The 24,422-nt window shown below is 64.3% G+C and carries 21 protein-coding genes and 1 pseudogene; 14 read left to right on the plus strand and 8 right to left on the minus strand.

The features are described from left to right. Positions 1-108: 108 nt before the first annotated feature. Positions 109-798 carry a DUF4386 domain-containing protein gene (locus ACWXWW_RS16255; RefSeq protein WP_455970878.1) on the minus strand — a complete coding sequence of 230 codons (690 nt, stop codon included), beginning with the start codon at positions 796-798 and terminating at the stop codon, positions 109-111. A 99-nt stretch (positions 799-897) separates the two neighbouring features. Between ACWXWW_RS16255 and ACWXWW_RS16260 the strand changes: the two genes are divergently transcribed. The 3 genes from ACWXWW_RS16260 to ACWXWW_RS16270 all read left to right on the plus strand — a co-directional run bounded on the left by ACWXWW_RS16260 (position 898) and on the right by ACWXWW_RS16270 (position 3,908). Then, the gene (locus tag ACWXWW_RS16260; protein WP_455970909.1) at positions 898-1,530 is read left to right on the plus strand and encodes a TetR/AcrR family transcriptional regulator C-terminal domain-containing protein; all 633 of its coding nucleotides are present in this window, start codon (positions 898-900) and stop codon (positions 1,528-1,530) included. Between the two features lie 413 nt (positions 1,531-1,943). Then, the gene (locus ACWXWW_RS16265; protein WP_054683615.1) at positions 1,944-3,365 is read left to right on the plus strand and encodes an MFS transporter; all 1,422 of its coding nucleotides are present in this window, start codon (positions 1,944-1,946) and stop codon (positions 3,363-3,365) included. Positions 3,366-3,410: 45 nt separating this feature from the next. After that, on the plus strand, positions 3,411-3,908 hold the full coding sequence (locus ACWXWW_RS16270; RefSeq protein WP_455970880.1) for a universal stress protein: 498 nt from the start codon (positions 3,411-3,413) through the stop codon (positions 3,906-3,908). Between the two features lie 147 nt (positions 3,909-4,055). Here ACWXWW_RS16270 and ACWXWW_RS16275 read toward each other — a convergent pair whose 3' ends face one another. The 3 genes from ACWXWW_RS16275 to ACWXWW_RS16285 form a co-directional block, all read right to left on the minus strand. Beyond that, the gene (locus ACWXWW_RS16275) at positions 4,056-4,679 is read right to left on the minus strand and encodes a CueP family metal-binding protein (protein WP_455970882.1); all 624 of its coding nucleotides are present in this window, start codon (positions 4,677-4,679) and stop codon (positions 4,056-4,058) included. A gap of 73 nt (positions 4,680-4,752) precedes the next feature. Next, positions 4,753-5,346 (minus strand): DUF305 domain-containing protein, encoded by a 594-nt coding sequence (locus ACWXWW_RS16280; protein ID WP_054683601.1) that lies wholly within the window; start codon positions 5,344-5,346, stop codon positions 4,753-4,755. Between the two features lie 111 nt (positions 5,347-5,457). Then, positions 5,458-5,913, minus strand: a complete 456-nt coding sequence (locus tag ACWXWW_RS16285; protein ID WP_455970884.1) for a DUF6153 family protein — start codon at positions 5,911-5,913, stop codon at positions 5,458-5,460. 149 nt (positions 5,914-6,062) lie between these two features. On the opposite strand from ACWXWW_RS16285, the gene ACWXWW_RS16290 reads away from it, so the two are divergent. The 3 genes from ACWXWW_RS16290 (at position 6,063) to mobF (ending at position 11,840) form a co-directional block, all read left to right on the plus strand. Then, complete coding sequence (locus ACWXWW_RS16290; protein ID WP_455970886.1) at positions 6,063-7,427, plus strand: MFS transporter; 1,365 nt, start codon at positions 6,063-6,065, stop codon at positions 7,425-7,427. Positions 7,428-7,805: 378 nt separating this feature from the next. Continuing rightward, entirely contained in the window at positions 7,806-8,291 is a 486-nt protein-coding gene (locus ACWXWW_RS16295) for a hypothetical protein (RefSeq protein ID WP_455970888.1), read from the plus strand. Between the two features lie 30 nt (positions 8,292-8,321). Beyond that, entirely contained in the window at positions 8,322-11,840 is a 3,519-nt protein-coding gene (mobF, locus tag ACWXWW_RS16300) for a MobF family relaxase (protein WP_455970890.1), read from the plus strand. A gap of 209 nt (positions 11,841-12,049) precedes the next feature. On the opposite strand, the gene ACWXWW_RS16305 is transcribed toward mobF, so the two are convergent. Beyond that, a complete protein-coding gene (locus ACWXWW_RS16305; RefSeq protein ID WP_455970892.1) occupies positions 12,050-12,931 on the minus strand; it encodes a hypothetical protein in 882 nt (293 codons plus the stop codon). A 524-nt stretch (positions 12,932-13,455) separates the two neighbouring features. On the opposite strand from ACWXWW_RS16305, the gene ACWXWW_RS16310 reads away from it, so the two are divergent. From ACWXWW_RS16310 to ACWXWW_RS16340, 7 genes are all read left to right on the plus strand, one after another. Further along, a complete protein-coding gene (locus tag ACWXWW_RS16310; RefSeq protein ID WP_455970894.1) occupies positions 13,456-13,791 on the plus strand; it encodes a sulfate permease in 336 nt (111 codons plus the stop codon). A 56-nt stretch (positions 13,792-13,847) separates the two neighbouring features. Next, positions 13,848-15,059, plus strand: coding sequence for a tyrosine-type recombinase/integrase (locus ACWXWW_RS16315; RefSeq protein WP_455970896.1), 1,212 nt, complete (start codon positions 13,848-13,850; stop codon positions 15,057-15,059). Between the two features lie 58 nt (positions 15,060-15,117). After that, positions 15,118-16,344 carry an ABC-three component system protein gene (locus ACWXWW_RS16320; RefSeq protein WP_455970898.1) on the plus strand — a complete coding sequence of 409 codons (1,227 nt, stop codon included), beginning with the start codon at positions 15,118-15,120 and terminating at the stop codon, positions 16,342-16,344. Next, on the plus strand, positions 16,341-16,841 hold the full coding sequence (locus ACWXWW_RS16325) for a three component ABC system middle component (RefSeq protein WP_455970900.1): 501 nt from the start codon (positions 16,341-16,343) through the stop codon (positions 16,839-16,841). The genes ACWXWW_RS16320 and ACWXWW_RS16325 overlap by 4 nt, the downstream gene beginning before the upstream one ends. Beyond that, positions 16,838-18,829, plus strand: coding sequence for a DUF3732 domain-containing protein (locus ACWXWW_RS16330; RefSeq protein WP_455970902.1), 1,992 nt, complete (start codon positions 16,838-16,840; stop codon positions 18,827-18,829). The genes ACWXWW_RS16325 and ACWXWW_RS16330 overlap by 4 nt, the downstream gene beginning before the upstream one ends. Before the next feature lie 170 nt (positions 18,830-18,999). Continuing rightward, positions 19,000-19,926 carry a CHAT domain-containing protein gene (locus ACWXWW_RS16335; protein WP_455970904.1) on the plus strand — a complete coding sequence of 309 codons (927 nt, stop codon included), beginning with the start codon at positions 19,000-19,002 and terminating at the stop codon, positions 19,924-19,926. Positions 19,927-20,352: 426 nt separating this feature from the next. Beyond that, the gene (locus ACWXWW_RS16340; protein WP_455970906.1) at positions 20,353-20,739 is read left to right on the plus strand and encodes a hypothetical protein; all 387 of its coding nucleotides are present in this window, start codon (positions 20,353-20,355) and stop codon (positions 20,737-20,739) included. 764 nt (positions 20,740-21,503) lie between these two features. On the opposite strand, the gene ACWXWW_RS16345 is transcribed toward ACWXWW_RS16340, so the two are convergent. The 3 genes from ACWXWW_RS16345 to ACWXWW_RS16355 all read right to left on the minus strand — a co-directional run bounded on the left by ACWXWW_RS16345 (position 21,504) and on the right by ACWXWW_RS16355 (position 23,582). Beyond that, positions 21,504-22,031, minus strand: coding sequence for a hypothetical protein (locus ACWXWW_RS16345; protein WP_455970907.1), 528 nt, complete (start codon positions 22,029-22,031; stop codon positions 21,504-21,506). A gap of 114 nt (positions 22,032-22,145) precedes the next feature. Then, positions 22,146-22,556 (minus strand): RDD family protein, encoded by a 411-nt coding sequence (locus ACWXWW_RS16350; RefSeq protein WP_324011870.1) that lies wholly within the window; start codon positions 22,554-22,556, stop codon positions 22,146-22,148. Positions 22,557-22,931: 375 nt separating this feature from the next. Further along, complete coding sequence (locus ACWXWW_RS16355; protein ID WP_324011869.1) at positions 22,932-23,582, minus strand: response regulator transcription factor; 651 nt, start codon at positions 23,580-23,582, stop codon at positions 22,932-22,934. A gap of 257 nt (positions 23,583-23,839) precedes the next feature. Between ACWXWW_RS16355 and ACWXWW_RS16360 the strand changes: the two are divergent. Beyond that, positions 23,840-24,422 (plus strand): annotated as a pseudogene (locus ACWXWW_RS16360) (hypothetical protein); the annotation flags it as partial.

Below are 24,422 nucleotides of genomic sequence, written 5' to 3' on the forward strand. Positions count from 1 at the left end.
GACCGGCCGAGGGCAAAGGCAGTTGAGCAGTTGTAAAAATCGGCTCAATCCGCGACTGACAGCGATCGTTCAGGGCGCCGACCATCGCCGGCGCTCTGTTGGCGGGGGCTAGGTGGAGGCGCGAAGTCGCGCTCTCCGATGAGTGGTGGATTCGTCACGTGGCCGGATGGCGTCCGGGACTACTGCCGTGCTCGGGTCGGTGCGTGGCCGGAGCCCCGCAATGATCAAGTGGAACGCGAACCAGAGCTCGAAGGCGAAGAGGGGTACGGCGCACGCGCCCGCGACCGCGCCGTTCAGGGGCACGAGCCCGAACAGCTGCGCCGCGTTGCTGCCCAGCACCAAGACGCCGCCCATCAGGCCCAGGACGGCGAGAGCACGGGGAACGAGGCCCGACTCCAGGAGCAACCGCCCCAGGACGATCGTGTTGACACTGATCACCAGACACTGGCCGACGAGGAACGCGGCGGTGTGCAGCGCCTCAAGCGATTCACCCGCCACCGTACCCGCGGCATCGGTCCATAGGAACGCGAGCATCGGGAGTGTTCCGGCCGCGATAACGGCAGCCTCGAGCGTGCGGAGAAACGCGAACGTGAATGCTCGCACCTCGCCGGCGGGGCGCAGCAGCGGGAGGAGCAGCAGGCCCGTGAGCAGGCAGCCGAGCGCGAGGATGAACTCGAGCGCCACCCCCAACGCCACGGACGAAGCTGCGTACGCGGCCACGGCAGTCACAGAGGTCACGTGCGTGACGAGGTAGACGATGCCTGCGCTGCGCGCGTAGACGCGATTCTGGTGCCTCATGGAAGGCCCCTCCTGGTCTACGGCGCATACCGGCAGTGGCCAGCTTAGGTATACGCTGTATATGTGTCAAGCGTCAGGCCTCCTCTCGACCGCGACACCGTGCTAACTGCCGCCATCGCGCTGGCAGACGAGGTCGGCCTGGGCGGGCTGAGCATGCGGCGTCTGGGGCAAGCTCTCGGCGTGACCCCGATGGCGCTCTACAAGCACGTGGCGAATCGCGAGGAACTGATCGACGTGATGGTCGAGCGGATCGTCGCGGGGTTCGACGTCCCGATCCAGGATGACGACTGGCGGCGCGAGCTCCGAGCACGCATCCTCGCGGCGCGAGCAGCGACGGCGCGCCACGCGTGGGTGCGCACGGCGATTGAGACTCGGAGGATGGCGGGCGATGCTGTGCTCTCTCATATGGATGCGCTGATGGGCGCCATGTTTCGCGGGGGCCTCTCCGCGGACCTCGTGCACCACGCTATGCATGCGCTCAGCACGCGTATGTGGGGCTTCACTCGGGATGTCATGCCCACGCCCTCACTGCCCGCCGATGTCTCGAAGCGGGCAGCGGCCCTCGCGGCGTACGCCGAGGCGTACCCGGCCATCGTCCGCATGGCCTCCACAGGGTCACATGCGGGCGCAGACTGCGACGAGGAGGCCGAGTTCGTATTTGCGCTCGACATCCTTCTCGAAGGATTTGAACGGCTTCACCACGCAGGATGGCGCTCAGAATCCAACGCGTGACATGCAGCGGGTGGGCCGTTGACTGAGGCGGCGAGGGCAGCCGAGACTAGCCGTCGAATGCGAACCGTGGCGGACGGCTGCGAGCGCATGACCGCCGCGACCTCCCGGGCGCGACGCATCGCGTCAATCAAGTTGCCTCACTAACCTTGTTTGCCGCCCTAGCAACGTCGCTGCAAGCTGTCGCTCCGCGGCGTGGGCAGGCCGCGCCTGCATCGACGCCGCTCATGACGGAGAACTGAGCGCTGCAGACGTGCGGGGGACCGGTCGGACTCGGGTAATCCCCGGGAGTGAACCTCGCGCAGGTTCATGCAACTGAGCGCACCGGCATCGCCGTGTTGTTACCCTACCCCCCTAGGGTATATATTGAAGGCGTCATACGACCTTTTGCCCCCCAACTCGAATGGAGCCCAAATATGTCCTCGTCCCCTCCAACAAGCAGCGCCCGGTGGTGGGGCCTCTTCCTCATCGCGCTGGCCCAGTTCATGGTCATCATGGACGCCTCGATCATCGGAGTCGCCCTGCCCCGTATGCAAGTCGATCTCGGCTTCACCCCGCACGATCTCTCCTGGGTGTTCAACGCCTACGTGATCGCGCTCGGCGGACTCCTGCTCCTCGGCGGGCGCCTGTCCGATCTGTTCGGGCCGCGCAGGATGTTCGCGACCGGCTGGGTGATCCTCGCGATCGGGTCTCTCGTTGCAGGCCTCGCGGGTAACGTGCCGGTCGAGCTGCTCGGCCGGGTGCTCCAAGGGGCGGGGTCTGCGCTCATCGCGCCGGCCGCGCTCACGCTGTTGATGATGCTGTTCGGTGCAAACCCGAAGGAGCTCACGAAGGCGATGGCATTCTACGGGGCGGCCGCTCCTGCCGGCGGCACCGCCGGTGTCTTCCTCGGCGGTGTGATCACTGAGTTCGCCTCCTGGCCGTGGGTGTTCCTCATTAATGTGCCTATCGCGGTGCTCGTGCTGCTGGTCATGTGGAAGGCGCTGCCTGGCGGTAAGCTCGGCGCGCGCGGGTCGGTTGACGTAATCGGTGCGCTCACGGTAACTGTGGGCCTCGCGGCGCTGGTCTACGGAATCGTGCGCGCTGAAGTCGCCGGGTGGGCGTCGCCAGAGACGTGGATCGCGATCGGACTCGGCGTCACCCTCCTTGTGTTGTTCGTCATCATCCAGCGCGTCAAGCGCGAGCCTCTGATGCGGCTGTCGATCTTCCGTTCTCCCAACCTGGGCGCCGCAAACCTTGCGCAGGTGCTGCTCGGCGGGGCGTGGGTGCCCATGTGGTTCTTCTTGAACCTGTACCTGCAGCAGGTTCTCGGCTTCTCCGCGTTCCCCGCAGGAGCAGCTCTTCTTCCGATGACGATTTTGATCATGCTCGGCATGATCGTGCTCGCTCCTCGGATCATCGCGGCAGTCGGACCGAAGGTCCCCATCGTGCTCGGCCTCGTCATCCTCGCGGTGGGCCTCGGGTGGATGGCTTTCATTCGACCCGACGGCAATTACTGGGTCGACGCATTCGGACCCTCGCTCATCGTGGCCTTCGGGCAGGCACTTGCCTTCATCCCCTCGCTGCAAGTTGCCATCTCTGCAGCCCCGCCCGAGGAAGGCGGTCTCGCCTCGGGCATCGTGAATACCAGCTACCAGGTCGGGTCCGCGATCGGTCTCGCCGTCGTGTCTGCCGTCGCTGCAGGCTTCGGCGCGGGACAGCTCGGTGACACCGAAGCGCTCACTCAGGGGTACTCGGCGGCGTTCGTTGCGGCCGGGATCATTGCCCTCGCCGGTGCGATCCTCGTCCCGATGTTCTTCCGCACCAAGCGACCTACTCGCGCACTGCCAGTCTCGTAACGCTGCATCGCGTCACATCCAACTACTGAACGAAAGAAGAGCACCATGTCTGTACCGAGATTGCTGATCGCCTACGATGGCTCACCCAACGCGAAGTACGCCATCGAATCCGCCTCCTCTCTTTTCCCGGGCACGGAAGCCGTCGTGTTCTACGCACGGCAGCCCATGGAAGGATTCGCTGCGCACCTCCAGGGTCATCCGGCACTGGAGAAGCTCGACGCACTCGACAGGGCCGCACTCGACGCCTCCGAAAAGATCGCCGCCGAAGGGGCGGAACTGGCTCAGTCGAAGGGCCTCAAGGCCGAGTCGCTCGTATCCTCAACGGTTGCTACCGCCTCCGAAGCGATCCTCGATGCCGCCGATCGGCTGAACGTCGAGCTCATCGTGATCGGTTCTCGAGGGCACCGCGGTCTCAAGGCCACTGTGCTTGGGAGCACCTCAGCGAACGTGCTCCATCACGCCACGCTTCCGACTCTCGTAATTCCGTCGGATTCTGTGGCCCAGGCACGCTACGCACAACGGGCTGCAGCCCTTCCAAGCTGAGCTCGTCAGTGGTTGCCGGGCACAATACTCAACGGCAACCGATTCGATGCCACCGCCTCGGTCGGCCTTCCCTGTCGCTCGCGGCATGGAATGGCCGACCGAGGCATCGTTTTATGCGTGCGAAATAGCAGCATGGATGCTGTGCGATCAGGTCAGTTGCACCGCGGTGATACAGGTCGGGTCGTCTTCGTTCATCGTAGAGATGGTCGTGGTTCCCACCTGCCCTTCGTGTTCGACACTGAGAGTTGCTTTGATGTCGCGAGGCACCCAGATGCCGACGAACCCGTTGTCGTAGGTTTGCCGCACCTCGTCGAGGAGCACGTCTCCGTCTTCGCCGGTGAGGGTAACCTGGACTTCGGTGTTGGCGAGTTCGCCGAGGCAGGTGGTCAGGCTGTGGAAGTAGCAGTCGTGGGTCTGTTCCCGGTAGGGGGCGACCGAGATGTACACCTCGTCTTCGGGCATCGGCAGACGTGTCTCGCGCTTCTGGTCGTCGGTGAGCACGAGCGCATCCGGCTGCACGGATGCGATCAGATCAGTGGGTCGGTCGGCGACGGGCATCGTGTCGAGCCGTTCGATGACCTGTGCGGCGTCCAGGCCGTCAAGGTCGTGGTCCGCCAGGAAGCCGGTGTCGACGGCCTGACTGTTGGTCGAGGGCGACGCGGGTTCGTGCGAGGGTGCAGTGGCGCATCCGGTGAGGACGAGGGCGGCGGCGAGCGTCGCGGCGGCGGCGACGATCAGTTTTCGCCGGTGAGGCGCGGCGGGGTGGGGCATGGTGCGATCCTTCAAGAGTGTCGGAAGGGTCGGTGCCGGGCGCTCTCGCCGCGGCACCGACCCTGACGGTCGATCAGAGGGTGGCCAGGAGGTCCTGCATCTGCTGGATCTCGGTGGTCTGCGCGTCGATGATGGTCTGCGCGAGCTCGATGGCGTCGGGGTTGCTGCCGTCATCGACCTGCGTCTGGGCCATCTCGACCGCTCCCTCGTGATGGACGATCATCTGCTCCAGGAACAGTCGCGAGGCCTCGGGTCCGTCGGCCGATTCGAGGGCGGCCATGTCGTCCTCAGTCATCATGCCGTCGCTGTGGTCCATCCCGTCCATCTGCTGCTCCTCGGGGTCGACGCCCCAGTCGTCCAGCCACCCCTGGAGCTGTTCGATCTCGGGCCCCTGGGCGGCCTTGATCGCTTCGGCCAGTTCGACCACCTCGGGGTTGACATCCTGCTTGGCGAGGACGATGTCGCTCATCTCGATGGCCTGCTCGTGGTGCACGATCATCATCGAGGCGAACATCACGTCCGCGTCGTTGGCGTCGGCTGCCTGCTCGGACGAGCCGTGGTCCATGCCCGGCATCGAGTCCTCGTCTTCGCTTCCGGCCGAGCATCCGGCCAGGACCAGCGCGGCGGTGAGGGCGAGTGCGGCGGTCGCCGCGGTGCGAAACTTCATGAGTGTTCTCCAATATCAACAGTCGCTTCAGTGGCGCGGCACCCGGGCGGGCACCGCGTGAATGAGAGAGGGGAACCGTCGGCGCTGGTGTGCGCCGGGTTCACCGCTCCATCACGTGCGACTGATACAGAGAACGTGCAGCGACGGCGCCCGAGGCAACAGCCGGTCGATGAAACGCGCCACGAGGGGCGGCCGGGGTGCGGTGTGCATCCATCCAGGCAGAAGCCGAGGCGGCACCAGGATGAGAAGGACGAGCAGTAATGCGAGCACGCATGCCATCGCCATGCCCAGATGGTCGCCACCCCCGCAGTCCGCACACGTACCACCGACATCACTGGCAGTGCCGCTGGACTCATGGGCGCCCGCCGTGGCGTGATGAGCGCCCACGGCGTCGCTGGCGGAGACCGAGATCGCCGCGGGCGCGTGGGCGGCCGCGGTGCCGTGCATGTTCAGCGTGTGCATGGCCAGCAGGCCGAGGACAACCGCTGCCGCCAGCAGCCCTCCGAGCACGACGCGCCGGAGGCCCTGAAGGCCCTTCCTGGATCGCGTTGCCGCCGTCATCGCCATACACCGGAGTTTACCGGGCCCGGGTGTGCATCCGCCGACGGCGGGAGTGATCGGCACGGCCGAGGCCGACTGGCTCCGTATCCCGCCGAGCAGCTCCGTGCTCCGCCATGCGCAGACTGACGGGAATACCCCTAGGGGGTATATGGTTGATGGTGGAGAGTTTCCACGAAGGTCAGGAGAACCCCATGCGTTTGTTCGCGATCCGCGACTTCCGTCACTTGTTCAGCGCGCAGATCATCGCCCTGTTCGGGACGGGGTTGGCGACCGTCGCCCTCGGTCTGCTCGCTTACGAGCTCGCCGGCCCGAGCGCGGGGGCGGTGCTTGCGACGGCGCTGACGATCAAGATGGTCATGTACGTCGTGATCGCGCCTCTGGCGGCGGCCTATGCCGACCGGCTCCCGAGGCGGATGTTCCTGACCCTGCTCGACGTGGTGCGCGCAGCCGTGGTGCTCGCTCTGCCGTTCGTAAGCGAGATCTGGCAGATCTACGTTCTCATCGGGGTGCTGCAGGCGGCTTCTGCGGCATTCACGCCGACGTTCCAGGCGGTCATCCCCGACATCGTGACCGAGGAGTCCGACTACACGCGGGCGCTGTCCGCCTCCCAGGTGGCCTACACGATGGAGAGCCTGCTCAGTCCGGTGCTCGCGGCGGTCGCCCTGACGTTCATGACGTTCAACTGGCTGTTCGTCGGCACCTCGGTGGGCTTCGTGATCTCCGCCCTCCTGGTGCTCTCGACCCGCATCCCCAACGCGGCACCGAGTGGGCACGCGGGTGCGTGGAACCGGGTCACCTCAGGCGTGAAGGTCTTCTTCGCGACTCCTCGTCTGCGCGGCGTCATGGCGCTGAACGTGGTGGTCGCCGCAGCCGGATCGATCGTGGTGGTCAATACGGTCAACTACGTCCGCGATCAACTGGGCGGCACGCAGGCCGACGTCGCCTGGATGCTCGCAGCCTCCGGCGGTGGCACACTGCTGGTCGCCCTGTTCCTGCCACGCGTACTCGATCGGATCGCCGAGCGGGTCGTGATGATGACCGGCGCCGCGGTCCTGCTTGCCGGCGTGCTGGCGGCCGTCGCGATGACCGCCATCCAGGCGGCCTCCTGGATGATCACGGCACCGATCTGGGTAGTCATCGGCGGCGGAATGGCCTTGATCGTCACGCCCACCGGACGCGTCATCCGAGGTTCGGTCGCGAAGCGCGAGCTCCCGGCGGCCTTCGCGGCACAGTTCTCACTGTCTCACCTCGCCTGGCTCGTCACCTACCCGATCGCGGGATGGGTCGGCACAGCGTCCGGATTCACGCTCGCCTGGTCGATCCTCGCAGCGCTCGCCGTCGCTGGGGCCATCGCGGCGCCGATCCTGTGGCACCGCGAGAAGAAGACCGAGGCCATTGATGTTGCTAGCGACGCGGAACGGGAGACTGGTGACCACGTGCCTCGTGAGCTAGGTGAGGAGACAGAAGCCGTCGAGGGCACGCTTGCGGCCTCCCAGTGCGCCTGCGTGCGCCTGGCATGAACACAAAGATGGGGCGGGTGCATTGTTCCGTACGTCGCATGGTGAGCGCACCCCAAAACCGCGCTCAGAATCGTTCGGCAGTCGCGGTGGCGGATAGCGGGGTAGGTGCTGCACCGAGAATTGTCGTGTGGCGTGTGCGGCACGGAGACCGTTACCGAACACGATGACTTCGGTAATCTCGCGGACGAAGACGACGGCGGCACGCCCAGTATGCCGGTGATCTCAAACGGGAGCAGCGCGAGAATGATCGCGAACGAGAGGACGATGGGCAGGACTTTCAGATGATGGAGGTGCTGGACACGCCGCGTGGTTGAGCATGCGCGCACCTTCCGGATGAGGCGGCCGTTCCGCTGGCCCCGCTTCGGGAAGGAGCCGGTGATGTCCACATCAACTGAGCTTGCTGACATTGCGCGCGCGATTGCTGAACAGGCTGAGAGGCTTGATGGTGGACGGAGCGTCCTGCGTGAGCATCCCGAGCTGGTCGTCGACGTGCTGGATCCTCTCATTCGCATGCTGGACTCTGTGGCTCGGGTGGTCGATGCGGCCAGTACTGCGTTCCAGGAGCACGGCTCGACGGCTGTCACGATGGGTGGGAATCAGGCTCGTGGCTCTGCCCAGGCTCTGCGTGCCGGCGGGCTGCTCAGCCCCGCGTCAGCCCAGGTGCAGAGCCTGCGGAACACGCTGATGGACGCGGGGACTGAGTCGTCCCTGTTGGCGTGGCCCGAGCATGATCCGCTCGCCGCCGAAGAGCTCAGCAACTACCGGCGGTTCCTTGAGCAGCGTGAACGCCAGCTCGACCCGGATGCCGTGTCGCAGCCGACAGCCACCGATCCGCGATCGCACGGCCCGATCGACCGCTCCTAGCTTCCCAGCCAACCTGCTGGGCGGGTGCTCATGACATTGTCAATCAGGGTGATGACGGCCGGTGACGGGTACCGGTACCTGCTGAACTCTGTCGTGATCGGTGACGGTGACCGTGACGCTGCTTCGGCGTTGACGAGGTACTACCTCGAAGCAGGCACCCCGCCGGGTTCCTGGCTCGGGGCTGGCCTTCCCGGTCTCACCGGGAACATCACCTCGGGAACTGTGGTGAGCGAGGAGCAGCTGCGACGGCTCATGGGGTACGGGCAGGATCCCAACACGGGTGAGCAGCTGGGGCGCCCGTACCGGAAGTTCGCCACCGCCACCGAACGCGCAGAACGCCGTATCGCGCTGCTCCCTAACTCGTTGGCGCCGGGTGAGCGGGCGGTGCAGCGGGCACTGATCGAGGCGGAGGAGGCGCAGAAGCCGACGAACGCCCCGGTGGCGGGGTTCGATCTGACGTTCTCGGTGCCGAAGTCGGTCTCGACGCTGTGGGCCGTCGCCGACGGTGGCACGCAGGCACTGATCGCGCAGGCCCATCACGCGGCGATCGAGGACGTGATCGCGGTGCTCGAGCGGGATGTCGCGATGACGCGGGTCGGTGCAAAAGGGCCGCGCGGCGCGGTCGCGCAGGTCGAGGTTCGGGGTGTGATCGCGACCGCCTACGATCACTACGATTCGCGAGCGTCCGACCCGCAGCTCCACACCCACGTCGTCGTCGCGAACCGTGTCCAGGCCGTCCAGGACGGGAAGTGGCGCACCCTCGATTCCCGTGCCCTGCATGCCGCGGTGACCGGGCTCTCGGAGCACTACAACGCTGTCCTCTCCGACCACCTCACCCAGACCCTCGGCGTCGGCTGGGAGGCCCGCGACCGCGGCACGGGCCGGTCGACCGCGTGGGAGATCGCCGGAGTACCGCAGGAACTCATGGACGAGTTCTCCTCCCGCACCCGCGATATCGAGCGGGTCAAGGATCGCCTCGTCGCCGAATACGTGGACAAGCACGGCCGGCAGCCGTCGGGGAAGCTGCTGTGGCAGTTCCGGCAGCAGGCTACCCTCGAGACCCGACCCCCGAAACAGCACCACTCGCTGAGCGACCTCACCACCGGCTGGCGGGAACGCGTCACCCGCATGCTCGGTGAAGACGCCCCGACCTGGGCGACCGCACTCCTCGCTGAGGCTGCCGGGGAGCCGTTGCTACGGGCCGACGACCTCCCGCTCGACGTACTCGATCAGGTCGCCCAGGTCGTGGTGGAGCAGGTGGGCGATCGGTCGGCGACCTGGAAGCGGTGGAACCTGCACGCAGAAGCAGTACGGCAGACGATGGGGCTCCGCTTCGCCCACACCACCGACCGCGACCAGATCCTCCGCCGGATCGTCGACGCCGCCGAGCACGCCTCGCTCCGCCTCACCCCACCCGAGCTCGCCTCAAGCCCGCCCGTGTTCCGTCGCCTGGATGGGACGAGCGTGTTTCGTCCGAAGGGTGGGATCGTGTTCTCCTCGGAGCAGGTGCTCGCCGCCGAAGACCGCCTCCTCACCGCCTCCCACGCGAGGACGGCGCCAACCGTGCCGCTGGCATGGGTAGAGCACGCGGCGCGGGAGCGGAACCGGGACGGGCACACCCTGTCTTCGGATCAGGAGCAGGCGATCGCGAAGATCGGGGTCTCCGGCCGCGCCCTCGACGTGCTCGTCGGCCCCGCAGGTACGGGGAAGACGACGACGATGCGTGCGCTCCGGCGCGCATGGGAGCGCCGGTACGGGGCAGGATCGGTGATCGGCCTCGCCCCGTCGGCCGCTGCCGCGGACGTCCTCGCCGAGGACTTGGAGATCGGTACGGAGAACACCGCGAAGTGGTTGCACGAGCACCGCCACGGAACCTGGAACCTCACGGCCGGGCAGCTCGTGATCATCGACGAGGCATCGCTCGCGGGCACGTTCGCGCTCGACGCGATCACCACCCACGCCCAGAGCGTCGGGGCAAAAGCGCTGCTCGTAGGCGATTGGGCGCAACTGGCCGCGGTGGACGCGGGCGGGGCGTTCGGGATGCTCGTCCGCGACCGCGGCGACGCCCCCGAGCTGGTGGATGTGCGCCGCTTCCGCAACGACTGGGAGAAACACGCCTCCCTGCAGCTGCGGGTCGGAGATACCGACGTCATCGACACCTACATCGGGCACGGCCGGGTGGTGCCGGGTGGGTATGACGAGATCCTCGAAGCCGCCTACCAAGCCTGGCGGGCCGATCAAGAGGCCGGGAAGACGACGGTGCTGATCGCTGAAACCCTCGACACGGTCTCCGAGCTCAACACCCGCGCCCGCACCGACCGCATCCTCGCCGGCCATGTTGCGCTCGACGGGGTGCGCCTCCACGACGGCAACGAAGCCTCCCGCGGCGACCTGATCATCACCCGCCACAACGACCGCCGCCTGACCTTGGGGCGGGGGTGGGTGAAGAACGGCGACCGGTGGGAAGTCGCCCGCGCGAACGAGGACGGATCCTTGAGGGTGCGGCGGGCGAAGTCTCGGTGGCGCACCACGATCACGCTGCCCGCCGCCTACGTCGCCGAGCATGTCGAGCTCGGGTACGCCGTCACCGCGCACCGCGCCCAGGGCTCCACCGTCGACACCGCGCACGCGATCGTCCATTCCCCGGAAGTGACCCGCGAATCGCTGTACGTCGCGATGACACGGGGCCGCGAATCCAACACGGTGTATGTCGCGACCGATCAGCATCATCTCGAAGAGCACCAGCACCGTGAGGATCTGCAGCACACCGCCCGCAGCATCCTCTACGGCATCCTCCAGCACCCCGGCGCCGAGCTGTCCGCCCACGACACCATCACCGTCGAACAAGACATGTGGGGGTCGCTCGAGCAGCTCGCCGCCGAATACGACACCATCGCCCAGGCCGCCGGGCAGGCACGGTGGATCCGGCTCCTCGAAACCGGTGGCCTCACCTCAGAGACGATCGATGAGCTCGTCGAGACGGACGCGTTCGGGATCCTCACGACCGAGCTGCGCAGGCTCGAAGCCGACGGCCATCACATCGATGACCTCCTGCCGCGCATTATCCACGCCGGTGGCCTGGACGATGTGCAGGATCTCGGATCGCTGCTGCGCTACCGACTCCACCGCATCACCACCACCTACCCGCCCTCGGCCCGCCGCGCGACCGGCCGCATCGCCGGCCTCGTGCCCCGCGCCACCGGGATCACCGACCCCGACATGCGCCGCGCGCTCGACGAACGCGAGCAGCTCATGGAGCAGCGCCTCGACGCCCTCGTCCAGCAGCACCTCACCCACCCGCCCTCCTGGGCTGCAGGGTTGGACGGGCTCACGCCGGAGACTCGGGCGGTCGTGGTGCGGGCGGTGGCCGCGTACCGGGATCGGTGGGGCGTCACCGCGTCGAGCCCGCTCGGAACGGTGCCGCTCGACGACGCGCAACGCATCGACTACGAACGCGTCCGAGCTCGACTCTCTGCGACAACCTCACAGGACGATGAGCCCGCCGCGACGATGCGTCCGGCGAGCTTGAGTTCGCAGCGTCAGCTCTGAACGACCTCGTCTTACATGAGCCGGTCGACGGCGAGCCATGCGATGGCAGCAGGAGGGGCGAATGCGACCAGCATGATGACAGAGAGACGTAGTGTGCGCGGCCAACTGTCGAGCGCCGAGCGCACTGTCTTCCACCCGGCGTCGCTGAACCTGGGTCTGATCATCCGTACCACCTCCTTCTGGTTTCGCATGTGCCTTGCCGCCTTCTCCTACTTGCTCTTCTTCCGCTGTTTGGTGGGCTTCATTCGAACCTTCGGCGCAGCCGCCTTCTTGCGCTCGCGCGCCTGTGCTTCTTTCTGCGCGGTCTTCTGCCGTGCCGCCCGCGCCGTATAGCTGAACTCGCCGGTCAGGGAGTAGTAGGTCCTTACGGTCTTGCCCGTGGGAGAAAGAGGAGCTTTGACGGTCTCCTCTCTTGACATCAAGAGCCCGCGGTCTCTGAGCTCACTTACGCCGGTCTGTACTGATCTGGCTTTCAGGCCGTACCAGTCGTCCATGCGGTTGTAGGTGAACCAGCACTCATCCTGGTAGCTGGTTTCTTTCGCCACGACGAGCAGTATCGCCAGAGCAGGCAGGGACAGCTTCGCGAAGAGCTCCTGTGTCCAAAACTCATCGGGCAGAACGAAGTAGGTGTTCCAGCGGTCCTTCCGTCCGCCTGGAGCGGTATACGCCTCCGCACCGTCTTCTCGTCGAGGAACGACGCGAACCAGACGGTCGTCACGCTTCCGCTCTTCGATCAGCCCGAGTTCTTCGAGTCTCTTCCACGATCGGGACAGGGTGGAGGGCGACCACGTCACGCCGTCCTTCGAGGTCAGCGCGCGAATCCAGGTCGCAGCCGCTAGCGGCTCATGGTTCTCCTCGAGCCAGTTCCAGCAGGACACCAGCAGCAAGTACAGCAGCAGCTCCCGGTGGCGACGCCCCGTCACCATCCGTGCGAGCGTGCTCGCGCGAGATTGCCCCTCCTCGGGAAGCTGCACGAGGATATGCCGGAACTGGGCATACCCACGTCCCGAGAGCTTGGTCATGTACTCCCGAGTTTCGGCAGGTGTTGCCGCATCCGACTTACCACCTGATGCGGGCGTTGTGCTGGTCATGGCTCCATGAAATCACATCTGGCTCCCGCAACCATTTCAGTCAGTATCCGACCGATTGTCGTTTCGTGCTAGGTTATGCGACGCCACCTTGCGACACTCCTCTGTGACATCAAGATGCAACGCCCTGCAATACCCGCTAGTAGCCGATCGGCAGGCACGGCTCGATGGGCGCACAGGGGGAGGGCTGTCGATTAGGATCTCGCTCCGCTTCCTTTTCACGTCTGCTCTCGGCGTGTTGAGTCCACAGACCGACCGCTCGCTCCCGATGTCACTACTGAGCGCAAGAGCTCGCAACACCTACCGGATCGATGGGGTCAGACGTAGAATCGGGAACAGGCAGGAAGAACCACGCGCCGAACCCGTCGTTAGCGGGCGAGGCAGACCGCTCGCCACCACGCGGGCACTCACCACACAGGGCCAGCCACACCGATATAGCTCCCGTGTGAAAGTGAGACCCCGCCATGATGCTTTTCCATCGACTCTGGGACGACAGCATCCGCACCCGTAGATTCCTGCGCCGCCGGATGCCCACGAACATCCTCCTCGACAAGATCCGCACCCGCCGAGGCCTGAAATGGGGCATCCTCGCAATGCTCATCCTCGGCGGCGGATACATCTTCGCTGCAGCGATGTGCATCACCCTTGTTCGGCACGGCTGGCACGAAAGCCTCTACCTGTTGTTCGCGCTGTTGCTCTGGAACGGGTTCAAGTTCCTCTGGATCGGCCCGATCAGCCTCGCCCTCCTCACCAGGGAGCGCCTCCGCGAACGACGCGCTTCGGCCTCCGTGCAGCGAGTAGGGAACTCGGCGACGAGTGGGCCTTCTCCAGACTTGAAGGATGCATCCTTCACAACTCGATAAAGTCAGCAAAGCTACCTCGCTACGCCACCACGTCCCGAGTGTGGAGGTGGCACCTCGTGGCTAGACCTCGCACCCCGATCGGTACCTTCGGCGTCATCGCGACCTCCCGCACCGTCCAGAAGCGGTACGTCGCCCGCACGAGATACCGCGACTGGGACGGCAAGAGCCGCCACGTCCAAGTCACCGCCGCCACCCGCGCTGCAGCCGAACGCGCCCTGAAGAAGAAGCTCGCCGAGCGAGACCTCTTCCAACCAGGCTTCTCCGGCATGACCGCAGACAGCCCGTTCCCCGCGCTCGTTTCCTATTGGCTGGAAGACATGGAGCTCGAAGATCGGCTCTCCCGAACCACCCGGCTCCTGTACGAGCGGAACATGCGAACCCTCGTCCTCCCGTTCTTCAAGGAGGTCACGCTTCGCGAGATCGGAGTCGCGCGCTGCGACTGCTTCCTCAAGCAGCTCGCGAAACAGAGTTACAACCGTGCCCGGCAAGCGCGCGTCGTCCTCCGCCTCGCCCTCGCCCTCGCGGTCCGCCACGAGATCCTGCCTCGCAACCCGATGGATCACGTCTTGCGCCTACGACGTCCGGTTCGTACCCCGGACATCTACTCCTGGGAAGAGATCTCAGCAATCCGATCCGGCATCAAGACGTGGGAGCAGCGAGAAGTCACAGCCGGCCCGCGCCCCGACGGGCAACTCGGCCAGATCATGGAGGTGCTGCTCGGCACCTCGGCCCGTATCGGTGAAGTGCTCGCGATCCGCCTCAGGGATCTCGATCTCGACGCGCCGATCCCTGCAGTGAGGATCTGCGGCACCATCATCAGCAGGAAAGGAGAGTCGACGCATCGGCAGGATCATCCGAAGACGGCCCGCTCGGTGCGCCGAGTAGCCCTTCCAAGCTTCACGCTCCGCGCAGTCCGGGCGAGGTTGGAGCGGATCCGGTTCACTCACCCTGACGCTCTGCTGTTCTCGACCCGCATCGGTACTCCGCATACGTCGAACAACGTCCGAAGGCAGCTCCGCGACGTCATGGAGCGGGCAGGCATCCCAGACGTTACGCCGCATCGGTTCCGCCGCACCGCGGCCACCGCAATCAATGAGATCGGGGGTCTCCAACTCGCTTCCGAGCTGCTCGGGCACAGTGACCCCGCGATCACGCGAGAACACTACATCCGCCGCAACGAGACCGTGAACCCAGCGACGGCTGGGTACCTGGAACAGGCGTTCGGCAGCTCAGCGGAGTCGCGCGGCCGGGCCGCAGTGATGGTGTGAAGGGCATCGGCATAGGCGAAACCCGGGATCGAGGCTCGCTCGACGATAGGATCGTGTCATGAGCAATGTCGCCAGCAATCGCTTTGGCGCCGCTGGTTCGGCGCTCGGCTATCTAGCCCAGGTGGAGTATGCCTTGCTCATCGCGCTCCAGCGTATGGACTCAGAAGAGAGTCTCCGCCTATCACTCGAAACCGTGGACGACATAACGTTTGAAGCGGAGGGAAAGCCACAGGAATTGTGGCAGACGAAGCATCACGTCGATCGGCAGGGATCTCTCGGCGACGCCAGCCCGGACCTCTGGAAGACACTGCATAACTGGATTGAGACGGCCGACGACCGTTCAGCCTGCTTCCTCTATACGACAGCGACAGCCCAGACCGGAACGGCAGCAGCGCTGTTAGGTCCTTCGCGCGACGGCGAAGATATCGTGGCTGCCAGAGAGAAGCTCGATACAGTTGCTCGAGCCGCCGGAAATTTAGCTTCTCTTGACTACTACACGAAGTATCTCGCGCTCGATGATTCGCAACGAACTTCGCTTCTAGGTCGCGTTGTTGTTCTCGATGCAACGGCGACAGCCGAACAGATCACGGATCAACTCGTTGCTACGGTGCGTAAGACTGTGGTGCAGAGGCGGCGTCGCCCCCTCATCGATCGACTGCGTGGCTGGTGGCATGGGCGTACGATGCTTCACCTCAGCAAGGTGGCTCGAGGGGAGGGTGATTGGATTGATCTAAGTGAGATTGAGGATCAGTTGCATGTGATTGCGCAGTCGCTCCGAGATGACAATTTGCCGTTGGACTATGGCAATGAGCCGGAACCTACGTCTGACGAGGTCGATAGAGATGACCGGGTTTTTGTCGAGCAGCTTCGGCTCATCCTTCTTCACCATGAACGTATCCGACAAGCTGTATACGACCATAACCGTGCCTTCCTCCAGCGTTCACGGTGGCAACGTGAGGAGCTACTCGCGATAGGTGAACTTGATTCCTATGACAGGCGGCTAATGGAGGAATGGAAGCGGGTGTTCCTCCCGCTGGAGGAACCGGATGAAAATGATTCCATCAGTGACGAGGACAAACGCAAGTTTGCTCGAAACACGTTCCAAAGGCTTCAGGAACGGGTTCTGCCGGAGATCCGTTCGGAGGTTCAGTCAGGCTACGTTCCGCTCGGGTCGCTCCACATCCTCGCGGATAGGTTGCAGATTGGCTGGCATCCCGATTGGGTTGACCTCCTGAAACACCGCTTGGCTGAGGCGCAGGCGAACGCTGTGGCGGAGGTGGCATGAGCGCCACCGCATCGACCCTTACTGGGGAATCCGAAACTACGACACTGTTCAATCCGGCATTCTGTGCTCTGCTTCTCAACAAAGCCTGCGCCGCATACGAAAGCAAGTCAGACACCGCAATGCCGGTCACGTTCGCCTTCCTGGTCCTGCCCAGCGCACTACATAAGCCAACTCGCGCGGTACTGCCATCCACAACCGCATCCTCCATGTGGGCATGGCTTCGAAGCAATCCCCTTATCCTTATGGATCTCGCTAACCGGATTCGCGCATTTCGTGGCTTCACCGGAGCAGCCATCAGCTTCGGTCTGCAACACGCTGTGCTTACTAGCTCACTCGGCTCGATTACCTCAGGAAGGATTGCTCGCCGCCCGCGCACTCTTCTCCCTACCGACGACTGGAACGATTGCATAAAGGCTGCTGAGTTCCTCGGACGGTGGCTCGGAGGATCCGAGGCTGACGAAGCGACCATTCTCGCCCGCTGGGGAGTTAAACCATGATGCAACTCGACGCGCTTATCTTGTACAACGCCGACGGCGAGATCCGCCAGATCACGTTCCGCCCAGGACAGCTCAACATCATCTCGGGAGAGTCCGGGACCGGGAAAACCAGCATCATCGGGATCCTTCGATTCCTTCTCGGCGGCGACAGCCCGCAGGTGCCACTCGGCCCGATTCAGGAGACCGTGGCCTGGTACGGATTGCTTGCACACGTTGGAGATACACGGTTCTTCGTCGGGCGTCCCGCACCAGCTCATGGCGCAACTACATCGCAGGTGATGCTTTCAATTGGCGAAAGCGATGTCCCTGAGGCTGAGCATCTCGAGGTGAATTCGAACAAGGACGATCTTGTTGACTATCTCGGCGGCCTGGTAGGGATCGAGGAAAACCTGCATGTGCCAGGGGAGGGCCGAACTCGCCGAGCTCTCGCCGCGAACTTCCGTCATTCGCTCTACTACAACTTCCAAGGACAAGGAGAAGTCGCCAATCCCGACCTTCTGTTCCATCACCAAAATCGTGACTTCCAGAAGCAGACGATCCGGGATACGTTTCCTTATTTTCTCGGTGCACAGGACCCCGACGCGCTCCGCAAACGCGAACAGCTCACCGAACTCCGCCGAAAAATCCGGCGCCAAGAGGCTCGCCTCGCGGAAGCACGTGCGGCACGGGAACTAGGGATAGGACGTGCGGCAGGCCTCATCGCTGACGCCCGCGGTAGTGGACTGATCCCATCGGAGACTGTGCCGGGAGATGTCGCAGAAGCGATCACACTGTTGACCGCTATCCTCGAGCACGAGCAGCCCCCGACCCATGCGGACGATGTTGACAGTGACGCGCAAACCGAGAGCCTTGTCACACGTCGGACGAACCTCCGCAGTGTGTTGCGAAGCATCAATGAAAAACTTCGCGGCCTCGACGAGTTCGCCCGGGTCGGTACCGAATACAGCGCGGAGTTGAACGAGCACCGAGTTCGACTTGCGTCGATCGGACTCATCCCAAACACCGCGGATGACGAAGCGGCATGCCCGGTTTGCCAAACAACACTAACCGCAACAGCCACGCACGATGCGATCGAACAAAGCCTGGGCCGAGTCGCGCGCCGAATAGAGCTTGCGCAACGAGACCAACCACGCATCACCAACGCCCGAGCCGAGCTCCTGCGGGAGCGCGCCGAAGTGCGCGCAGAACTCAGCGACATTAACAGTTCATTGGAAGATCTCGCCCGCTCCGACGACCTTCGAGCGGCAGAACAGCGGGCCTGGAATCAACAGAGCTTCGTTCGAGGCCGCATCGCCCAGTACCTCGATACAACCACAGTTGAGAGCGACGGCACCATCGCGGAGCTTGAACTTACTGTCGACAACCTCAAAGCTCAAGCAGCGGAACTCGCGGATGAGCTGGATCCTGAGGCGCTCCGCTCTGCCGTCGACTCTCTGCTCAACATTGTCAACAGGCGCATGACTGCGCTCGCGCAGCAGTTCCCGCTTGAACACTCCGAACACGGCGTACGGATCGACCCTTACCGCCTCACTGTCGTCGCCGATACGCTCCAGGGTCCCGCCTACATGGATGCGGGGGCCATCGGCAGCGGAATGAGTTGGGTTGGTTATCACCTCACTGCGTACTTGGCCCTTCAGGACTACTTCATCGAAACGAACCGCCCCGTGCCTCGATTTGTCGTCCTCGACCAGCCAAGCCAGGCGTTCTTCCCACGTGACAGGGAAACTGGGGGAGAATTGGCAGAGCTCTCCGACACAGACCGCGACAACACTCTCAAGCTATACCGAATGATGTTTGAGGCCGTCACGCAACTTGACGGTCAACTGCAAATCATCGCCTTCGACCACGCCGACTTCGCTGATGAATGGTTCCAAGACTCGATTATTGAGACTTGGCGTAACGGTACCGCCCTCATCCCACGCGAGTGGTACGAAGGGACAGAGCAAGGCGCGTTGAGCCGCCGCGAGGGGCGAGAGCTAGAACCGTGACGCGAAGTGACACACTCCGCTCGGAGCTTGCGCGTCTCCAGAGTCGTAAGGCGATACTGGCTGGCGACCTCGCGAAGGCCGAGAAGGACGCGACCGCCGCTCGTGAGAGCGCGCGAAAGAAACGCGAGCAAGCTAGACGCTCGAAGAGCGCTTCAACGGTGAGATCCTCCTTGTCAGCTGCGGAGCGCGAAGACAAGAAGGTCGCGGCTGCGGAGTCCAAGATCGCGAAGGCGCGAAAGGACATCGCAACGATTGACAGATCGATCGCCACAAAGACCAAGTCGCTACGCTCCGCCGAGGACAATGAACGTCGCTCCGCCGAAAGCAAGCAGAAGCAAGCTGACTCACGGCGGCGACGAGAAGAGCGAACACACGCGCAAGAGATCGCCCGCTTGGGCACCCCTCCTATGCAGGTCCGCTACGTCGAGGTGCGCCCACCTGAGCCCGAGAAGCTACGGGTGCTGTACGTCACCGCCAACCCGGAAGCGACGGAAGAAACTGTCACCACTCCAGACGGCACCGAGCAGCGTTTCGGTACTTGGCTTCGTGTCGATCAGGAGGTACGTCAGGTGCGGCAAGCTCTGCGCGGCTCCAAGTACCGCGATCTCGTGCAGGTTGACCACGCACCGGCCGCGACGGTCAACGACCTCCTAGACGGGCTGAATGATCACCGACCGCACATCGTCCACTTCTCCGGCCACGCTGGTCCGGATGGCCTCCTCATGGAGAACGAGGCGGGAGATGAAGACGGTGCCGATGTCACCTTCGAACTCCTTGCACGTGTTCTCGGCGCTACGGATGAACCGCCGCGACTGCTAGTGCTGAACGCCTGCGAGAGTCTTGCGGGTGCCGGGGACATGCTGCAATCGGTGCCTGCAGTGATCGGGATGTCCGATACGATCGACGACACATCCGCGATCGTGTTCGCATCCGCGTTCTACTCGGCTATCGCCTCGGCGCAGTCTCTCGCATCCGCGCTTGAGCAGGCAAAGGTTCGGATGCTTGCGGCCGCGCTCGACGGGTCGGAGCTACCCGAATTGCGTGTCCGCGATGATGTAGATCCGGCAGCACTCGTGCTCGTCACGCCGCCTGCGTGACGTTTCGAAGAATCACCGCAGCGGGACTCGCAAGATGAGTGCGCGCACCTTCTCATTGCAGAATTCCCCGGGCCAGGTCCATAAACTCCACGTAAGCCGGTTGAGAGGCGGAAGGCTACCGAGCGTCGGGACCAAACCGGGACCAGAACTATGCAATCCATGCAACCCACGACATGAAATGACGTGGGTTGACGCGCAGAGGCGCCCGGAGAATCAACGAATCGTCTCGAACGGGATACCTGGGGGTCAGGGGGTCGCAGGTTCAAATCCTGTCATCCCGACAGAGAGCCCTGATGAGAAGTGATTTTTATCAGGGCCCACTGTTTCGTTTCTGGTTCCTCGACCGTTCTTGCACCCCGCGCATGCCCCAGGGATAGGCAAGATGTCCTGTAGCAGGGCTATCGCGACGAACAGCAGCGGGCTCAATTGGCCAGAGCCCTCGCTCAGCACCCCGAGATCGTCGTCCTGGACGAGCCGACCAACCATCTCGACATCCGCTACCGGCTGGAGCTCCTCGAGCTGCTCCGCAGTGAGGTCCTCACAGTCGTGACCGCGTTGCATGACCTCTACCTCCCCGCCCGCTTCTGCGACACAGTCACCGTGTTGCAGCACGGGAGGATAACGGCAGCAGGAGCACCAGAGGATGTCATCACGGCACCACTGATCGAAGACGCCTACGGCGTCACCGCGGTCGCGGAGATGTCGCCGCATACCCGAGCCGTCTCGGCGACCTACCTTCGAGTAAGTGATCACGTACCGGGTGCCGCTCGGTCTCAGGTGAGCGCCACGGCACGGGTGCCGTCAACTGGGTAGAGAGGCACAGCCCCTCGAGGCCGCCGTCTTCCGTTACGAGCGGAGGGCCCCCTCCGCCGCATGACAATGCCTCCCTCGGCGCGGATATGTGGACGACGAGAGGCTGAGCCGGGCGTATCGAACCCCGGGGACCGCGTCGACTTGGTGGTTCTCGACCGAGATCCGCTGGCCGGGGGCCGCACGACATCGCCGAGGCTGTCCTCGTACCCACATGGCTTAAGGTTCGTCCGATCGACGCTCGGCCGTGAGGCCCAGAGCTGTCCGCCTACAGCGCCCCAGCCCCGTCCACAGCTCGAGTGAACCCTGCTTCGCCCTCGAGAGCCAAGGCGCGGTAAGTCAGCGCCTTGAATTGCCTGGGTGACCTGGTCATGGTGTGGTTCCCTTCGTCGGCGGGGCACCGGTGATGCCCCGAGGGACCCGCCGACACCGGAAACAGCCCCCTTTAAGAGGGGGCTGTTCCTGTTCGGTGATCGGCTGGTCAGGTGTTCCGGCGTGGTCTACTCATGGGACGCCGGAGCGCGATGGCAGCGACGACTAGGAGCGGAATCACGATCAACGGATACGCAACGCCGACTCGGTGAGGGGCGAAGTAGCCGCCCCAGCGAACTGCTGCACAGCTCTGATGAGCACCAGGACGGCGACCCCGATCGCGAGCACGGCCGACAGCAGTGCGAATGCTGCTGCCGCGCGACGTACGGTGGCGTTGGCGGCTGCATCGGATGACGGCATCATTGTCCCGAGCCTCCTTCGCTGGTGTAATCGGACTACTGAACGTGCTGTGTCAGTGAGGACTTGTTGACGGTGTAGATCGCCTTGAACGTCGCCGCGAAGCTCACGGGGCCGCCCTTGATGATGGCGTGGAACGTGCCCTTGCTCAGGACGTTGAATGATCCTTCGAACCACGAGTAGTTCGGGGACCACTGGAAGACGCAGACGCCCTCCTGGTAGGAGCTGCCACGCAGGCTCTTCGACGTCACCTTGTAGTTGCTCACGGTGGCGGAGAAGTCCTGCTTGATCCAGCAGGCACCGCCCGCGGGGACACCGGCGAAGACACTGGAGGTGTAGTTCGCGAACGGAGTCACGCGGTTCGGCTCCTGTGTCGGAGCGTCGCTCTTGAACGCCTCCATGATGTCGGCGGCGTACGCGTCCGCGTCTCCGTCGTAGAGGGCGACGACGTCCGGACCAGCGTCGATGCTGATGTCCCCGAACGAAGCCTCGAGGCCGTTGGTGTCCACGGCTGCGTCAAGCTGAGTCTTCAGCGCCTGCTCAGCCTCGGTGTTGAACTGAGACACCCGCACCTTCAGTGTCCGCAGCCTGGGCGGGTGCTGCTCCCGCCAGGACGCCGACAGCTACGACGCATGCCAGCATGACGTTGGCGATCTTTGCACTCTTCATGATTTCCCTTCTCAGTGGTTTTTCGTGCCAGCCCGAACCACGACAGTGGCCGCGAGCTTGTCAGCGAAGCTCTGCGCCCGGCTGTCCCAGAGCGGCCAGAGGAATCCGACCCCGAGACTCAGCATGTCGAGGAGATGGCCGGCCGCTCGGGCCGCCTGTCGTCCCCGCCCAGCCACACGATCATCGAGAGTCAGGACGCGCAATCCACAGAGTCGTTGGGACGGTGTCTGGCCGTCCTTCGACAAGGCGGAGCCGATCACGACGATTGCGGCGAAAGCGAGGGTCGCGACCAGCGCCCCTCCCCATCCGCCCGGCCAGGACCGGCGGAAGAAGACGGTGCCGAGGAGCTGGGAGAGAAGCGACCAGGGGATCAGCGTCCCCACAAGGAAGTCGCCCGCTCTTCTCCACCAGAGCACCTTCATTGTGTTCTCCCGGTCCTTGACGGAGCCTCTTGCTGAGTGGACCATCTCCGCGTCTTTCGTCCCATTCACTGTGAAACCATCCTTCGTGCGCGGAAACTATGTCTGCGGACTCTGGCTTTGTGCGTCCATCACCGGGGGGACGATCCCTCTGGTTCGCTAGCACTGTGCCTTCACCGCAGTTTGAGGCGAGTCGCGGCGGTTCAGCAAGGCTGGCGGGGCTTCCTAGCCCTGGGGCTATGAATTCCAGAAGGGTGGTGCATTCTCAAGGGACTATGCGAGTTTTGCCCCCCGGGAGCGAGGTCAGGCGAGGGAAATGGGACTCAGAAGAAGGGGTCCAGAACGGGGCGAGGACTGCTCGCGCGCTGCACGTACGCGTCAGAGGTTGATGATGCCGAGCTCGGTGGCACGGAGAACGATCTGCAGGCGGTTCTCGACACCCCACAGCTGGTTGATGTGCCTGATGTCGGCCTTCACCGTGCTCTCGGCGTAGTGGAGCTCGTCGGCGATCTCAGAGTTGGACATGCCCCTCGCGATCAGCTCGATGATCTGCCGCTCTCGGTCACTGAGCGCGGGACCATCGGTGAAGCGTCCGTCGCCGGACGCGATCGCGGCGCGCACGAAGCGCTCTTGCACTTCGGGTGAGACGACGCGGTCGCCGGCGTGGGCGGCGACAATGGCGTCGATGATCTGCCCAGGGGTGGAGTTCTTCACCAGGTATCCGCAAGCACCGGCATGAAGCACCTCGAGGGCGCGCCACTCGGTGGTGAACGTCGTCAGCGCGACCACGCGACAGCGCGGGTTCCACTCCAGGACACGACGGGTGGCTTCGACGCCGCTGACCTCGGGCATCTTGATGTCCATCAGCACCACGTCCGGCTGAGCCTGCTTGCATGCCTTGACGACCTCCGAGCCGTCTTGGGCTTCTCCCACGAGGGTGACTCGTGCATCGTCAGCGATGAAGGCCCGAAGGGCGTGGCGCACCAGGGCTTCATCGTCCACGACGAGAACGCGCACGACTTCACTCACCTCTTCACGCTATCGCTCTTGCGAGGGCGAATCTGTAGCCCCAGGGCTATGGTTCTCCAGCCCTGGGGAGGTGCGACGTAGTGTGGAGGAACATCCATGTACCGGGACGCTGTCGCCCGCTCGGGCAGACGTCGTGTCTTGACCGTGAGGAGTCACCATGCACACCCCGACCATGTTCAGCCTCGCATCGTTGGTTCGCCTGGCCAGTGGGGCGAATGCCGACCTCGGCGACTGGCTGTGCAAGGTGCTGGGGATCTGTGCCTGAACCGCGCGATCGTCCTCGCGCCGGCGGCGAGCTGACGCTCTCCGACCCGGGACGGACGTCTCTGCGCCGAATGCTCGTTTCCAGACAGTTCTGGCAGCAGCGATCCCTGCATCCGATCGCCCGCATCCTGCTCATCGTCGTCGTTAGCGTCCTGGTGTGTATCGCTCTGGGCTTCATCGTCGCCACCGGGCGCTTCGCCCGAGCAGATTTGCTTGCGCTGATGCTCTATGCCGCCATCGCAGCCTTCGCATGGCACCCCCTGACTGCGGCGTTCATGGTCATGGTGATCTGCGGCCTCGGCGCGGTGCTGGCCGGCAGCGCCGGCGACCTTCTCGAGCTGGCAATCGCGCTGGGACTGGTGGCAGCGACGTGCGCACCCTGGGTGATCGTGATCCACGTCGTGGTGCTCGGCGTGATCACCGCGGACATCGCTCTGAACGGCTCGTCCCTCACCGACGGCGGGGTCTTCGGGATCGCGGGTATCGCAGTGATCTCGTTCCTAGGACGTGTTGCTAAATCCATTGCAGAGCGGCGGAGAGGCAGAGTCCTGCCGCGTATGACCGGGCGGTCTTGTC

Source organism: Microbacterium sp. KNMS (assembly GCF_053851835.1).